The sequence below is a fragment of the Sporosarcina sp. P18a genome, assembly GCF_002743135.1.
Classification (GTDB): domain Bacteria; phylum Bacillota; class Bacilli; order Bacillales_A; family Planococcaceae; genus Sporosarcina.
In genome coordinates this window covers 992,766-1,006,941 of sequence record NZ_PDYQ01000001.1, presented here as the reverse complement: position 1 = coordinate 1,006,941, position 14,176 = coordinate 992,766, and the positions used below count along the sequence as shown (strand labels likewise).

The following is a 14,176-nucleotide window of genomic DNA, read 5'->3' as shown; positions in this document are numbered from 1 at the left end:
AACAATATGACAACGAAAAAAGCACCTGCCGATACACGTGTAGTCATTGGAATGTCAGGCGGAGTGGACTCTTCGGTTGCGGCATTACTCTTAAAACAACAAGGTTATGAAGTGATTGGAATCTTCATGAAAAACTGGGATGACACGGACGAATCGGGACATTGTACCGCGACAGAAGATTTCGAAGATGTACGCAGTGTCTGTGATCAGATTGGCATTCCGTATTACTCTGTTAATTTTGAAAAACAATATTGGGATAAAGTATTCACGTATTTTCTTGATGAATATAAAAAAGGTCGCACACCAAATCCTGATGTAATGTGTAATAAAGAAATTAAATTCAAAGCATTCCTCGAACACGCAAAAAGTCTAGGTGCCGATTATTTGGCGACTGGACATTATGCACAAGTCGTAGAACGCGAAAACGGTGTAGCGATGCTCCGTGGTGTAGACAATAATAAAGATCAAACCTACTTCTTAAATCAATTAACACAAGAACAACTTCAGCAAGTACTATTTCCTCTAGGTCATATGGAGAAAAGTGAAGTCCGTGAAATCGCAGAACAAGCAGGTCTCGCAACTGCGAAGAAAAAAGATTCAACGGGTATCTGTTTCATCGGCGAGCGCAATTTTAAGGAATTCCTTGGGGAGTACTTACCTGCACGTCCAGGCGAGATGCAGACAATGGCCGGAGTGAAGATGGGCACGCATGACGGACTCATGTATCACACAATTGGACAGCGTCACGGTCTAGGCATTGGTGGAGCTGGAGAACCTTGGTTTGCGGTTGGTAAAGACTTGGAACGCAATGTGTTGCTAGTTGAACAAGGCTTCTATCACGACACATTATTCTCAACTAGTTTACAAGCAACGGATATGAATATTTGTACACCGAAAGAATTACCAGAGACATTCACGTGTACAGCTAAATTCCGTTATCGTCAGCCGGATACGAAAGTTACTGTGCAGTTAGTTGGTGATGAAGCGATCGTCACGTTCGATGAACCAGTTCGCGCAGTCACGCCAGGACAAGCTGTCGTGTTGTATGACGGTGATGAGTGCCTAGGTGGCGGGACAATCAATGAAGTATATAAAGATGGCAAGAAACTGACGTACGTCGGATAAGGAGGCAACAGCATGTCGATACATCAAGATGCGATTAAAGAAATGCAAGAAGGCAATTATGAGAAAGCGATTGAGCTTTTCATGAAAGCAGTAGAAGAAAATCCGGAAGAGCCTACAGGCTATATCAATATTGGAAACATTTTTGCATCGCTTGGAGACGCCGAGCAGGCGGAACCATTTTTCCAAAAAGCGTTGACGCTTGATGAAAATGCAGGAACCGCTTTTTATGGACTGGCGAATCTGTATTACAATCAAGAGCGCTTTGAAGAAGCAGCAAAATTATATGAAAAAGCCATCAATACAGGATTGGATTCTGCGGATGCCTATTTTATGCTCGGTAAAAGTATAGAACAAACAGGTAATGACCGATTAGCATTGCCTTATTTGCAGCGTGCCGTTGAATTAAATCCTGACGATCAGGAAGTGGCATTGTCGTATGGGATTTTACTAGCTAAGCTCGAACTATTTAAAGAAGCTAAGCCCGTATTCGAATCCATTTTGGCAGTGGCTCCTAATCATGCGGATAGCCATTATAATTTGGGCGTTTTATATGCCGTTTCAACAGAAGACAAAACAAGTGCACTATCACACTTAGAGCAAGCCTTCACTGCGGAACCTGACCATACCCAGGCGCGTTATTTATTCGATATGATCAAGCTTGGGGAACAGGGCGAGTAATACAATAGGTGATAAGGAGGGAGACCTAGCGATGAGTGAAAATGGCCAATATTTAATCGGTAGGCCGGTCGTGACAATTTTCCATAATACGACGAATCTATTTTCCATCGTCAAGTTGAAAGTCACATCCACCAATACCGATTACCGCGACAGTGAAATAGTGATCAAAGGGTCATTCCCTCCTTTAGTTGCGGAAGAAGAGTATAAATTTACGGGTCGACTTGTTACCCATCCGGTACATGGACAGCAGTTCGATGTGCATACGTTCTCGAAAGAGTTACCCGCAACAGAGGCGGGTTTGATCCATTATCTTTCGGGCGATTTATTTCCTGGAATTGGGAAGAAAACAGCTAGTGATATTGTCAAGACACTTGGCAATAACGTCATTCAGAAAGTTCTTGAAGACCGCAGCGTACTTGACCAAATCCCGCGTTTAAGTGACGAGCGGAAAGATACGCTCGTTTCCGTGTTGCAGGAGAATCTAGGTCTTGAACGGACGATGGTGCAACTGAATGAATGGGGCTTCGGTCCACAAGTGGCCATGCGGATCTATCAAGCGTATCAAGATGATGCCATCACGATTCTGACAGAAAATCCATACCGTTTAATTCAGGAAATCGAAGGAATCGGTTTCCAACGTGCAGACGATCTAGCGAAACAACTGGGGCTCGTCGGGGATCATCCTGCGCGTATTAAGGCAGCAGTTTATTACAGCGTACATAGTGAAGTACAGTCAGCAGGACATGTCTACGTAGAGTCTGAGGTGATCTTACCACAAGCGAAGCAGTTGCTTGAATCGAGTCAGGCGCATATAATTTCCTACGAATCGATTACCCAAGCAGTGATTGAACTCGTTGAAGAAGGCGCATTGTCTGCTGAAATGCAACGTCTCTACTTACCATCTCTTTATTTTTCAGAAATCGGTATTGCTGCTAAAGTAAATAAAATTCTTGAAAATGAAGTCGCTGAACAATTTCCTGCTTCAGAAATTAGAAAAGCTATAGGTGAAATTGAAGAACGCTTGGAAGTGCAATATGCCGAAACGCAAGTCGAAGCGATCGAGCGCGCCCTTCATTCTTCACTGCTCGTGTTAACGGGGGGACCAGGGACAGGGAAGACAACGGTAATTAGAGGATTGGTTGAGGCGTATGCAGAACTGCATGGCATCTCACTCGACCTCGACGAGTATGCACGAAAAAAAGAACCGTTCCCGATCATTTTGGCAGCACCTACTGGACGCGCTGCGAAACGCATGTCCGAATCGACGGGATTACCTGCTATGACGATCCATCGTCTACTCGGATTTACGGGTCAAGACGCTGAAGAGGAGACAGAACGCGAAGTGGATGGCAATCTCATCATCATTGATGAAACATCCATGGTAGATACTTGGCTCATGCATCAGCTGTTAAAAGCTGTCCGCAACGATGCACAGTTATTATTCGTTGGAGACCAGGATCAACTACCTTCCGTTGGACCTGGACAAGTGTTGCGTGATTTCATGCAGTCAGGAAAAATTCCAGTTGTTGAACTGACGGATATTTTTCGACAAAGTGAAGGCTCGACCATTATTGAAATGGCGCATATGATCAAGCAAAAGGAATGGACGATGGACGTCACAAAGAAGACATCGGACCGTTCATTTATCAAAGCTTCGAGTGATCAAATTTTGCCCGCAGTCAAACAAATTGTCCAAAATGCAACATCAAAAGGACATTCTATTAAAGACATTCAAGTATTGGCACCGATGTATAAAGGTCCAGCAGGCATAGACGGTTTGAATAAAATGATTCAAGAAGTCACGAATCCGCCTGCAGAAGGAAGAAAAGAAATGGTTTTCGGTGAAACGACCTATCGCGTCGGAGATAAAGTGCTGCAACTTGTCAACCAACCGGAAAGTAATGTCTTTAACGGAGATATGGGCGAAGTCGTTGCGATCATGTTAGCGAAAGAAACTACTGACAAGAAAGCGATCATGGTGGTCTCCTATGACGGCAATGAAGTGCAGTACGAGCGAAGTGATTTGAATCAGCTGACACTTGCGTATTGTTGTTCTATCCATAAATCTCAAGGAAGTGAATTTCCGATTGTTGTCATGCCTATCGTGAGAAGTCAGCGGAAAATGTTGCGACGTAATTTACTTTACACAGGGATTACGCGCGCAAAGAACTTCTTAATACTGTGCGGTGAAGCGGAAGAATTTAAAGCGGGTATTGCACGTACTGACGAAACGGAACGGCAGACGACGCTAAAAGAACGTATTTCGGGTGAAACACAAGAAAATCAGACAACACCACGCGAGGAAACCATTGCACTCGACGCAACACCTGCAAAAGTGACAGTTGAACCTCAAGATTCATCGCAAGCGAAGCTAACAATGGACAATTTTACTGGCATCGACCCGCTCATTGGCATGAACAATATGTCGCCATTTGACTTTCTTGAAGTGACTGATTGACAAAGCGGGAGAACTTTCCTATAATTCGTTTAGAAATAATCAAAAACGTTGAAGGAACAAGTACCTGTTTATTCTGTGTCATAGAAAAGAGCTTCTTGGCTGAAAAAGCTCTCTCAGATCTACAGCGAACGCTATTCCGAAGTTGCAGGCTAATCCCTGCCGTCTTGCCGCGTTAAGGCAACTCGAGATACCGCGTCATGCGGTAATTAGGGTGGTACCGCGATCAATGAAACCTTCGCCCCTTTATACAAGGGGTGGAGTTTTTTTAATTTTAGGAGGAGCAAAACGATGAGAAAACTTACGGCATCTGAAATTCGCCAAATGTTTTTAGACTATTTTAAAGAGCATGGGCATACTGTAGAACCATCAGCTGCATTAGTGCCAGTTGATGATGCATCACTATTATGGATCAACAGTGGAGTCGCTACATTGAAAAAATATTTTGATGGACGAGTGATTCCTGAAAACCCGCGGATTGCGAATGCACAAAAATCAATCCGCACAAACGATATTGAAAATGTCGGCTATACAGCGCGTCATCATACGTTCTTTGAAATGCTTGGCAACTTTTCTATTGGTGATTATTTCAAAGAAGAAGCAATTATTCGTGCGTGGGACTTTCTGACAAATGAACAATGGATCGGCTTTGATCCAGAACGCCTATCCATTACTATTCATCCGGAAGATGAAGAAGCGTACACCATTTGGAAAGATCAGATTGGTATTCCAGTAGAGCGTATCATTCGACTTGAAGGAAACTTCTGGGATATCGGTGAAGGCCCAAGTGGTCCAAACTCCGAAATCTTCTACGATCGCGGACCAAGTTACGGTGACGACTTCTCCGATCCTGAATTGTATCCAGGTGGAGAAAACGAACGTTATTTGGAAATTTGGAACTTAGTATTCTCTGAGTTCAATCATAATCCTGATAACACATACACACCGCTTCCAAAGAAAAACATCGATACAGGAATGGGCCTTGAGCGCATGGCATCTGTGATTCAGGACGTACCTACCAACTTCGATACGGACTTGTTCTTACCGATCATTGAAGCTGTAGAAAATGTATCAGGCAGAAAATACGGCCAAACTACGCAAGCAGACACGGCGTTTAAGGTGATTTCAGATCATATCCGCACTGTAGCATTCGCTATTGGGGACGGAGCACTTCCTTCCAATGAAGGCCGTGGCTATGTTCTGCGTCGTCTATTAAGAAGAGCCGTTCGTTTTGCAAAACAATTAGGTATTGATAAGCCATTTATGTACATGCTGGTGCCTATTGTTGGGGATATCATGAAAGACTTCTATCCTGAAGTCCACGATAAACAAGCGTTCATTATGAAAGTCGTGAAAAACGAAGAAGACCGTTTCCACGAAACATTGCATGACGGTATGGCGATCCTATCGACGATCATTGAGAAGGCCAAAGCTTCAGGCTTGCCAATCGTCTCAGGCAGTGATGCGTTCAAGCTTTATGACACATATGGTTTCCCGTTTGAATTAACGGAGGAATTTGCCCTTGAGGAAGATGTAGCAGTTGACCGTATCGGATTTGACGAAGAAATGGCTGCACAACGAAACCGTGCACGTGCTGCGCGTGCTACATCAGACTCCATGCATATTCAATCGGGTGTTCTCGGTGAAGTGCATGAAGCAAGTGAATTCATTGGCTATGGTCAACTAGAAACCACTGCGATCGTCAGTGTTCTGGTTCAAGATGGTCAACGCATCACACATGCATCTGAAGGAGAAACGGTACAAATCATTTTGGATCGGACTCCGTTCTATGCAGAAAGTGGCGGTCAAGTAGCTGATAAAGGAACGATCTCAAATGAATCATTCACAGCGGAAGTTCGTGACGTAAAAAAAGCGCCTAATGGACAGAACTTGCACACAGTCTTCATCAGTTCAGGCGAATTGAATGAAGGTGTATCAGTTCATACAAAAGTGGACGAGTTCTCACGCAATCTGACGGTCAAAAATCACACGGCTACACACTTATTGCACCGCGCATTGAAAGATGTTTTAGGTGAACATGTCAATCAAGCAGGTTCATATGTTGGTCCAGATCGTCTTCGCTTTGACTTCTCTCATTTTGGACAAGTCACGAAAGAAGAACTTGAGCGCATTGAATTCCAGGTCAATGAACAAGTTTGGGCAGGTATTCCCGTCAATACCATCATTTCACCAATTGCAGAAGCAAAAGAAATGGGTGCGATGGCATTGTTCGGTGAAAAATACGGCGATATCGTTCGCGTGGTCAAAGTCGGTGATTACTCTGTCGAGCTGTGTGGAGGATGTCACGTTGTCAACACATCTGACATCAACGTATTCAAAATCGTTTCTGAAAGCGGCATTGGAGCGGGAACACGCCGTATTGAAGCCTTCACTGGTGGACAAGCATTCCGTTCATTTAAAGAAGATCAAGCTGTCATCGATCAAGTAGCATCAACGGCAAAAGCTACCCCGAAAACAGTTGTCACAAAAGTCGAATCGATTCTCGCTGACTTTAAAGAACTTCAACGGGAAAATGAATCATTGCAAGCGAAAATGGGCAACAGTCAATTAGCTAGTATTATGGAAACAGCTCAGCAGATCGAAGACGTCACAGTTATTTCTGCAAATGTAGAAGTAAAAGACAATAACGGTTTACGTCAATTGATCGATGAAATGAAACAAAAAACTTCCAAAGGCGTCATTGTACTGGGTACAGTTACGGACGGGAAAGTTATGCTAGCGGCTGGCGTTACTGATGATCTAAAAGGCGGAAACTACCACGCGGGTAAAATCGTCAACCATGTTGCGTCACTTTGTGGCGGAAAAGGTGGCGGGCGTCCGGATATGGCAATGGCAGGGGCGAAAGATGCGTCAAAACTTGATGATGCGCTTCAATCCGTGTATGATTATGTAAAATCTGTTTAACCATTTTGAAGAGCGATTCATCATAAAATATAGATACATGTTACTAGTTACATTTCATTGGGGTGGCTAAAGTGTCTACCCCGATGATTGAACTGGAATGAATACGAACGGTGGTTAATCCACATATCTATTTACTATATATATTATGACGGTAGATCGTTATACACATAAATGGAAATCGGAAAGCGGGGTGTCGAGTATGAATTCGTCCGATGAAACGATGAAGTTTAACTTTCCTGAAGAATCGATGGAGGAAGAAGTCAAAACAGTCATGCTCCACGTTTACAAATCATTAGAAGAAAAAGGTTATAATCCAATTAACCAGATGGTTGGCTATTTACTATCTGGAGATCCAGCCTATATTCCGCGCCACGAAGACGCTCGTAGTTTGATAAGGAAACTGGAACGAGACGAAATTCTAGAGGAATTGGTTAAGTTCTATATCCGAGAAAACAGAGGTAAAGCAGAATGAGAACTATGGGATTGGACGTTGGCACAAAAACCGTTGGCATTGCGATAAGCGATAGTCTCGGTTGGACAGCCCAAGGAATCGAAACCATCAAAATTGATGAAGCGGTAGGTTCCCTCGGGATGAAACGAGTCAAACAATTGACAGAAGAATACGAAGTGACGGAGTTTGTCGTCGGGTATCCTAAGAATATGAATAATACAATAGGGCCCCGTGGAGAAGCATCTGAACAGTACGCTGAGAAGTTACGCGAGAAGTTCGGTTTGCCTGTCATTTTGTGGGATGAACGATTAACTACCATGGCTGCTGAACGCGTTTTGATTGAAGCGGATGTCAGCCGTAAAAAGCGTAAATCGGTCATTGATAAAATGGCAGCTGTCATGATTTTACAAGGTTATTTGGATTCACAAAAAAACTAGAGGTGATTAAACAATGGAACACGGACAAGAAACAATGACAATCGTAGATGAGAACGGCGAAGAGCACGTATGTGAAGTAATTTTAACATTTGATTCAAAAGAATATGAAAGATCGTATGTACTTTACCACATTTTGGATGGCGAAGAGACAGATGATGACGAGGAAGTGGAAATTCATGCATCCGCATTTATCCCGACTGAAGAGGGAGAAGATGGCGGAGCACTACTTGAAATCGAATCCGATGAAGAATGGGATATGATCGAAGAAGTATTGAACACATTCCTTGATGAAGAAGAAGAGTAAGCGATAATCTCATGTGACGGGCGGAATGGTGCTGACCGTTCCGTCTTTTTAATGGAATTATCTATTGCGAAAGAAGAGGTGAGGCTTGTGGGAAAAGAGCCCCAAAGAAAAAAGGAAGTCATGTTTGAACGTATGTTAGAACAGAAGGAAGAAGTGAGAACCGTCAGAAAAATAGTGCTTTGGATTGTGGCAGTCGTATTGGTTGTAGGGATAGTTGGAGGATTTTCAGTCTATACATACATAAAAAGTGCCTTGGAGCCTGTTGATCCGGATTCGGAAAAGATCGTAGAAGTAGAAATTCCGATCGGTTCAGGTTTGGATGTAATTTCAGAAAAACTGGAAGAGTCGGGTATCATTAAAAATGCGCGGGTATTCAAATACTATGCAAAAGTAAACAATGAAGCAGATTTCCAGGCTGGCACGTATGGATTAACACAGTCCATGACGCCAGATGAATTGATTAAGAGTCTGAAAACAGGTGTAGTCTATCGCACACCAGTATTTACATTAACGATTCCAGAGGGATTAACGATTGATCAAATTGCAGATAGAACAAGCAAAAAAACAACGATTACCAAAGAGCAGTTTATGGAGTATGTGACGAATGAACAAGTCATTCAAGAATATATGGCCAAGTATCCAGATGTTATAACAAAGGAAGTTCTCAATGAGAATATACGCTATGCACTGGAAGGTTATTTATTCCCAGCTACGTATCCGTTCTACGAGGAAAAGCCTACTGTCAAAGAAGTGGTTGATACTATGGTGGATGCCACTGTGCAAAACGTCATACCGTATAAAGCGTATTGGGCGGAGGAAGGCAAAAATCGTTCTGTTCATAAAATGCTAACATTTGCCTCTTTGCTAGAAAAAGAAGCAACGGGACAAGCAGATCGTGAAACCATTGCGAGTGTCTTCAATAATCGTATTGAACAGGGTATGCCGCTGCAAACAGATCCGACGGTTTTATATGCATTAGGAGAACATAAAGCCCGCGTCATGAATGAAGATTTGAAAGTAGATAATGTCTATAATACGTACAAAAATAAAGGGTTACCGCCAGGGCCTATCTCGAATGCCGGAACTGCTTCTCTCCAAGCAACTGTAGAACCTTCCAAGACAGGCTACTTGTTCTTCTTGGCAGATAAAGATGGCGTGAATCATTTTGCTAAAACATATGAAGCCCATTTGAAAAACAAAGCAAAGTATATCGACAGCCAACATAAATAACACGTCGTAAAGGGGAAGTAGATATGACGGACTACAACACGTACATTAGCCGCTTTGTAGAAGTAAAAGAGCCGCTCATCCTAGAGATGGAGCGCTACGCTGCAGAGCACCGTGTGCCAATCATGGATGATACAGGCTTGTATACGTTAATCGGACTGCTACAAATACAGCAGCCGAAACGTATTCTAGAAATTGGAAGCGCAATCGGCTATTCGGCTATTCGATTGGCGAAAGCTTTTCCTGACGCTGTCATTTATACAGTCGAGCGCGATACAGAGCGATATGAGAAAGCGGTCGAGTATATTGAGCGCAGTGGACTACAGGAGCGTATTATCATTATTCATGATGATGCGCTCGAGTTAGATGAAACCAAGTTACCGCAGGAACCATTTGATGCACTGTTCATCGACGCAGCAAAAGGGCAATATCGAAAGTTTTTCGACAAATATAGCCCGCTCGTCGGTCCTGCAGGTGTAATCTATTGTGATAATATGTTCATGCATGGTATGGTGCTGTTGGAAGATGCAGACATACCAAAACGCAACCGCACAATGATACGAAATTTGCAACAATTCACGAGCTGGGCGATGCAGAACGATCACTATGACACGTCTCTAGTTCCAATAGGAGATGGCATTTTAATCGCTGTGAAAAAGTAGTAAACAGTAGGCCACAAAAGGGGAATCACTGTGAAGAAAAAACCTGTCGTGATTGGTATTACCGGTGGCTCTGGCTCCGGTAAGACAAGTGTCACAAAGAAGATACATGAAGTATTCCAAGGTCATTCAGTCGTCGTCATTGAACAAGACGATTATTATAAAGACCAATCACATCTAGTATTTGAAGAAAGATTAACAACGAATTATGATCATCCATTAGCATTCGATACCGACCTTCTGATCCAACATATTCATCAGCTGATTAACAGACAGGCAATCGAAAAGCCCACGTATGATTACACATTGCATACACGTTCTACTGAAAAAGTGACTGTGGATTCACAAGACGTCATCATTCTTGAAGGAATCTTAGTGTTGGAAGATGAACGATTGCGAGATCTCATGGATATCAAGCTGTTTGTTGATACGGATTCTGATATTCGCATTATTCGTCGTATTTTACGTGATATTCACGACCGTGGACGTACGGTAGATTCAGTCGTCGAGCAATACGTAAACGTTGTGCGTCCGATGCATAATCAGTTTATTGAACCGACAAAAAAGTATGCTGATATAATCATTCCGGAAGGCGGCGAAAACGCGGTCGCAATTGATTTGATGGTAACGAAGATAAAAACAATTCTTGCTTCTGTTGACGAAGTATAATATGATGATGACATAATTTTAAATTAATTCAGCATCCGCGAGAGTTTCTATAGAAAAACTAGGATGCATGCAAGGCTAGCAAGAGTTTGTTTCATCTAGATCAGAATACGAAACAGAAAAAAAGTATAGTCAAAACTAAAATAGTTCCGCTATGTCACATAATTGAAGTTAGTGTGACATAGTATTTTTATGAACAGACATTTAAGGAATGTTATTACATGGTTTCAGAAAAGAAATTTCCAATGACGGCCGCAGGTAAAGCGAAGTTAGAAGAAGAACTAGAGCATTTGAAAACGGTTAAACGTGTGGAAGTAGTAGAACGCATCAAAATTGCCCGTAGCTACGGTGATTTATCGGAAAACTCCGAGTACGACTCAGCGAAAGAAGATCAAGCATTTGTCGAAGGGAAAATTTCTTCTATTGAAGGAATGATTCGTAATGCGGTCATTATTACTGAAGATGAATTGAATACCGATGAAGTCCAATTAGGTAAGACAGTTACATTTAAAGAAATTCCTGATGGTGAAAAAGAGACCTATACGATTGTTGGTTCAGCTGAAGCTAATCCACTAGAAGGTTTGATCTCAAACGACTCGCCAATTGCGAAAGCGTTAATTGGTCGAAAAAAAGATGACAAAGTAAAGATCCAGACTCCCGGCGGTGAAATGTCAGTAGAAATACTTGAGATAAAATGATACACGTACCGTCTTCTGGCTAACAGAAGACGGTATTGCTAATTTTTATTCCCATCGCGGTATACGTTTTTCATTTCATAGTGAAGGAGATGTCTGAAATGGCAGATCAAGATCCAAAATATTCGAGAATGTCAAGAAAACAAGGCAATAAAGCGAGCAAAGTGAATAAAGCATTGAATATTTCAATTGGTGTAGTAGTTTTCCTCATTGCGGTCGTTGCCATAATTTTCATCAACGGTAATGACGATCAACAAGAAATGGCGATTGATGAGCCCAAGCAATCCACACAGTCCGAAACAGCTCCAATTGAACCTATCGTTTTAGACGATGAGGACGAGTTGGACAAGCCTGAAGCAAAAGAGCCGAATGAGGCAGAGGAACCAGAAGCTCAGACCCAAGAAGAAAACGAAGTGATAAATGAAGTGGTTGAAGAACCGGAAGCGCCAGTAGTTGAAGCGCCTAAAGTAGAAGAACCGAAAAAGGTAGAACCTAAAAAGGAAAAACCGAAGAGAGAAACTTCATCGGATTCGGGCAAGAAAGTTGTTGTGAATCCTGACTGGAAACCTATTGGAACAAAACAAACAGGCGAGCATGTCTCGAAATACGATGGTCAGTCCGATGACTGGTTTGAGAAAAAGAAAGCCATAGCCTATGCAACCGGCATGTCTGAAGATCAAATGTATTTTGAGCGTATTCAAAATGGTGGTAGTCCCCAAAAATCAGAAGGTATTGTAAGAAGCAAGGACAATTCCAAAAAATACAAAGTATATCTTGAATGGGTTGATGGGCAAGGTTGGAAACCTGTGAGAATGGAAGTATTGAAGTAAGTTTATCGAACTATCAATGTGCTGCCTTCCGTGCAGCACATTCTAGTAAGTAGAAAAGAGGAGAGGACATAAATGAAAATAGCAATCGTTGGTGCGATGGAGGAAGAAGTTAAAATCCTACGCAGAGAAATTGGACTTGGAAAAATCACGGCTATTGGAAACTGTGAGTTTATTGAAGGGAAAGTAGGCAAGCATCAAGTGATTGTGACGAAGAGTGGTATCGGAAAAGTAAACGCTGCCATGGCAACCGCAATCCTCTTGCAAAACTTTAAACCTGACATAGTGTTGAATACAGGTTCTGCGGGTGGAACTAATCCTGAACTTGAAGTAGGAACGATTGTAATATCTGATTATGTCCTACATCATGATGTCGATGTAACTGCATTCGGCTATGAGCTTGGCCAAGTACCTCAACTTCCTGCAAGCTTTCCTTCAGATCCTAAACTAATCGAATTTGCTAGAGAAGCTGTTATTGAGTTAGATACATATGAACATGCCGTGGGAACCATCGCTTCAGCTGATACTTTCATGGCCGACGCTGAAAAAGTTCTACAAGTTAAAAATAGATTTCCACGCGTAATTGCTGTAGAGATGGAAGCAGCTGCTGTTGCGCAAGTGTGTTATCAGTTTAACACGCCATGTGTTGTCATCCGCGCACTTTCTGATATTGCCGGAAAAGAATCAACAGTTAGTTTCGATGAATTTTTACCGCTAGCTGCCAAACACTCGTCACAGATTGTTTTGCGAGTCATCTCGAAACTTTGATCGTTCTATGATAAAATGTCTAAGTAAACAGACTAGCAGTTCATTTGGTTGATAGGAGGGATATTCAATGGGATTCTTAATGGGTGGAGTGTTTATTGTCACAGCATTATTAGCAGCAGTTATTTTACGCGAGGTTAAAGCTGACTGAGAAAAGAAACAAAGCGTTTCCGTTGTGCGGGGGCTGTGGGCCTCTGTTGCACAATCGGAAACGCTTTTTGTATTATTGATACTCATGTTTGAATGATTGATATAATTTGACGATTGCCCGTTTCTCGATACGTGAAACATAGCTCCTGGAAATATTCAGTTGCTCGGCAATTTCTTTTTGTGTCATCGGCTGATCATCCAGCAAGCCATAGCGTCTTTGAATGATTTCCAACTCGCGTGAGTCTAGTTTATCCAAATGACGGTAGAGTCGCTCTTTTTGTTCGTTTTGTTCTACGGTTGTTTGTGGAGGTATGTCGTTTGTTTGAAGGAGGTCCGCAATTTCCAGGGATTGGCCATCTTTATCCATGCCGATTGGTTCGTAGAGGGAAACATCTTTTTGCACCTTTTTCTGTGTTCGTAAATACATAAGAATTTCATTTTCTATACAGCGAGCAGCGTACGTTGCGAGCTTGGTTTTTCGATCTGGTGTAAAGCTGTTGACAGCTTTCATCAGACCGATCGCTCCTATGGAAATATAATCATCAAGAAGTTCATGCTTCGGCTGGAACTTCTTGACGATATGGGCGACCAAACGCATATTGTGTTCAATAAGTTCATTACGTGCACTTTCATCACCTTCAGCTAATCGTCTCAGGCACTCTGCTTCTTCTTTCTTGGACAATGGACGAAGGAAAGCTTGCCCTCTGATATAACCGATTAGCGCGGGGATCTCTAACCATAATTGCATGACGGCCAGGAAAAACCCGCTCATGTGACCACCTCCGATTATTAGTAGTTTACTCTATGCAAAC

Annotated in this window: 14 protein-coding genes and 1 other annotated feature; of the genes, 13 read left to right on the top strand and 1 reads right to left on the bottom strand. The window is 42.5% G+C overall.

What is annotated here, in order from left to right; translation table 11 throughout:
• Positions 1–6 precede the first annotated feature (6 nt).
• From mnmA to mtnN, 13 genes are all read left to right on the top strand, one after another.
• Entirely contained in the window at positions 7–1,125 is a 1,119-nt protein-coding gene (gene mnmA, locus CSV75_RS05155) for a tRNA 2-thiouridine(34) synthase MnmA (protein WP_099631621.1), read from the top strand.
• Between the two features lie 12 nt (positions 1,126–1,137).
• Positions 1,138–1,803: a tetratricopeptide repeat protein gene (locus tag CSV75_RS05150; protein ID WP_099674995.1), complete on the top strand. Its 666-nt coding sequence runs from the start codon at positions 1,138–1,140 to the stop codon at positions 1,801–1,803.
• A 31-nt stretch (positions 1,804–1,834) separates the two neighbouring features.
• Entirely contained in the window at positions 1,835–4,261 is a 2,427-nt protein-coding gene (gene recD2, locus CSV75_RS05145; protein WP_099674994.1) for an SF1B family DNA helicase RecD2, read from the top strand.
• 39 nt (positions 4,262–4,300) lie between these two features.
• Positions 4,301–4,507: a binding site (T-box leader), on the top strand.
• 42 nt (positions 4,508–4,549) lie between these two features.
• The gene (alaS, locus tag CSV75_RS05140; RefSeq protein WP_099631624.1) at positions 4,550–7,183 is read left to right on the top strand and encodes an alanine--tRNA ligase; all 2,634 of its coding nucleotides are present in this window, start codon (positions 4,550–4,552) and stop codon (positions 7,181–7,183) included.
• A gap of 199 nt (positions 7,184–7,382) precedes the next feature.
• Complete coding sequence (locus tag CSV75_RS05135; protein ID WP_099631625.1) at positions 7,383–7,655, top strand: IreB family regulatory phosphoprotein; 273 nt, start codon at positions 7,383–7,385, stop codon at positions 7,653–7,655.
• Complete coding sequence (gene ruvX, locus CSV75_RS05130) at positions 7,652–8,071, top strand: Holliday junction resolvase RuvX (RefSeq protein WP_099631626.1); 420 nt, start codon at positions 7,652–7,654, stop codon at positions 8,069–8,071. The genes CSV75_RS05135 and ruvX overlap by 4 nt, the downstream gene beginning before the upstream one ends.
• Before the next feature lie 13 nt (positions 8,072–8,084).
• On the top strand, positions 8,085–8,375 hold the full coding sequence (locus CSV75_RS05125; RefSeq protein ID WP_099631627.1) for a DUF1292 domain-containing protein: 291 nt from the start codon (positions 8,085–8,087) through the stop codon (positions 8,373–8,375).
• Between the two features lie 120 nt (positions 8,376–8,495).
• A complete protein-coding gene (gene mltG / locus CSV75_RS05120; RefSeq protein ID WP_233191616.1) occupies positions 8,496–9,605 on the top strand; it encodes an endolytic transglycosylase MltG in 1,110 nt (369 codons plus the stop codon).
• Positions 9,606–9,628: 23 nt separating this feature from the next.
• On the top strand, positions 9,629–10,264 hold the full coding sequence (locus tag CSV75_RS05115; RefSeq protein ID WP_099674993.1) for an O-methyltransferase: 636 nt from the start codon (positions 9,629–9,631) through the stop codon (positions 10,262–10,264).
• A 30-nt stretch (positions 10,265–10,294) separates the two neighbouring features.
• Entirely contained in the window at positions 10,295–10,930 is a 636-nt protein-coding gene (udk, locus tag CSV75_RS05110) for a uridine kinase (RefSeq protein ID WP_099631630.1), read from the top strand.
• A 218-nt stretch (positions 10,931–11,148) separates the two neighbouring features.
• Entirely contained in the window at positions 11,149–11,625 is a 477-nt protein-coding gene (gene greA, locus CSV75_RS05105; RefSeq protein ID WP_099631631.1) for a transcription elongation factor GreA, read from the top strand.
• 98 nt (positions 11,626–11,723) lie between these two features.
• The gene (locus CSV75_RS05100) at positions 11,724–12,452 is read left to right on the top strand and encodes a DUF1510 family protein (RefSeq protein WP_158231604.1); all 729 of its coding nucleotides are present in this window, start codon (positions 11,724–11,726) and stop codon (positions 12,450–12,452) included.
• Between the two features lie 72 nt (positions 12,453–12,524).
• Positions 12,525–13,217: a 5'-methylthioadenosine/S-adenosylhomocysteine nucleosidase gene (gene mtnN / locus CSV75_RS05095; protein WP_099637332.1), complete on the top strand. Its 693-nt coding sequence runs from the start codon at positions 12,525–12,527 to the stop codon at positions 13,215–13,217.
• 220 nt (positions 13,218–13,437) lie between these two features.
• On the opposite strand, the gene sigK is transcribed toward mtnN, so the two are convergent.
• The gene (gene sigK / locus CSV75_RS05090; RefSeq protein ID WP_085133471.1) at positions 13,438–14,136 is read right to left on the bottom strand and encodes an RNA polymerase sporulation sigma factor SigK; all 699 of its coding nucleotides are present in this window, start codon (positions 14,134–14,136) and stop codon (positions 13,438–13,440) included.
• Positions 14,137–14,176: the final 40 nt, after the last annotated feature.

Coding starts and splice junctions, on each gene's coding strand:
- greA (WP_099631631.1), top strand. CDS start 11,149: ATGGTTTCAGAAAAGAAATTTCCAATGACGGCCGCAGGTAAAGCGAAG.
- mtnN (WP_099637332.1), top strand. CDS start 12,525: ATGAAAATAGCAATCGTTGGTGCGATGGAGGAAGAAGTTAAAATCCTA.
- CSV75_RS05125 (WP_099631627.1), top strand. CDS start 8,085: ATGGAACACGGACAAGAAACAATGACAATCGTAGATGAGAACGGCGAA.
- CSV75_RS05100 (WP_158231604.1), top strand. CDS start 11,724: ATGGCAGATCAAGATCCAAAATATTCGAGAATGTCAAGAAAACAAGGC.
- CSV75_RS05150 (WP_099674995.1), top strand. CDS start 1,138: ATGTCGATACATCAAGATGCGATTAAAGAAATGCAAGAAGGCAATTAT.
- CSV75_RS05115 (WP_099674993.1), top strand. CDS start 9,629: ATGACGGACTACAACACGTACATTAGCCGCTTTGTAGAAGTAAAAGAG.
- sigK (WP_085133471.1), bottom strand. CDS start 14,136: ATGAGCGGGTTTTTCCTGGCCGTCATGCAATTATGGTTAGAGATCCCC.
- CSV75_RS05135 (WP_099631625.1), top strand. CDS start 7,383: ATGAATTCGTCCGATGAAACGATGAAGTTTAACTTTCCTGAAGAATCG.
- ruvX (WP_099631626.1), top strand. CDS start 7,652: ATGAGAACTATGGGATTGGACGTTGGCACAAAAACCGTTGGCATTGCG.
- mnmA (WP_099631621.1), top strand. CDS start 7: ATGACAACGAAAAAAGCACCTGCCGATACACGTGTAGTCATTGGAATG.
- recD2 (WP_099674994.1), top strand. CDS start 1,835: ATGAGTGAAAATGGCCAATATTTAATCGGTAGGCCGGTCGTGACAATT.
- mltG (WP_233191616.1), top strand. CDS start 8,496: ATGTTTGAACGTATGTTAGAACAGAAGGAAGAAGTGAGAACCGTCAGA.
- alaS (WP_099631624.1), top strand. CDS start 4,550: ATGAGAAAACTTACGGCATCTGAAATTCGCCAAATGTTTTTAGACTAT.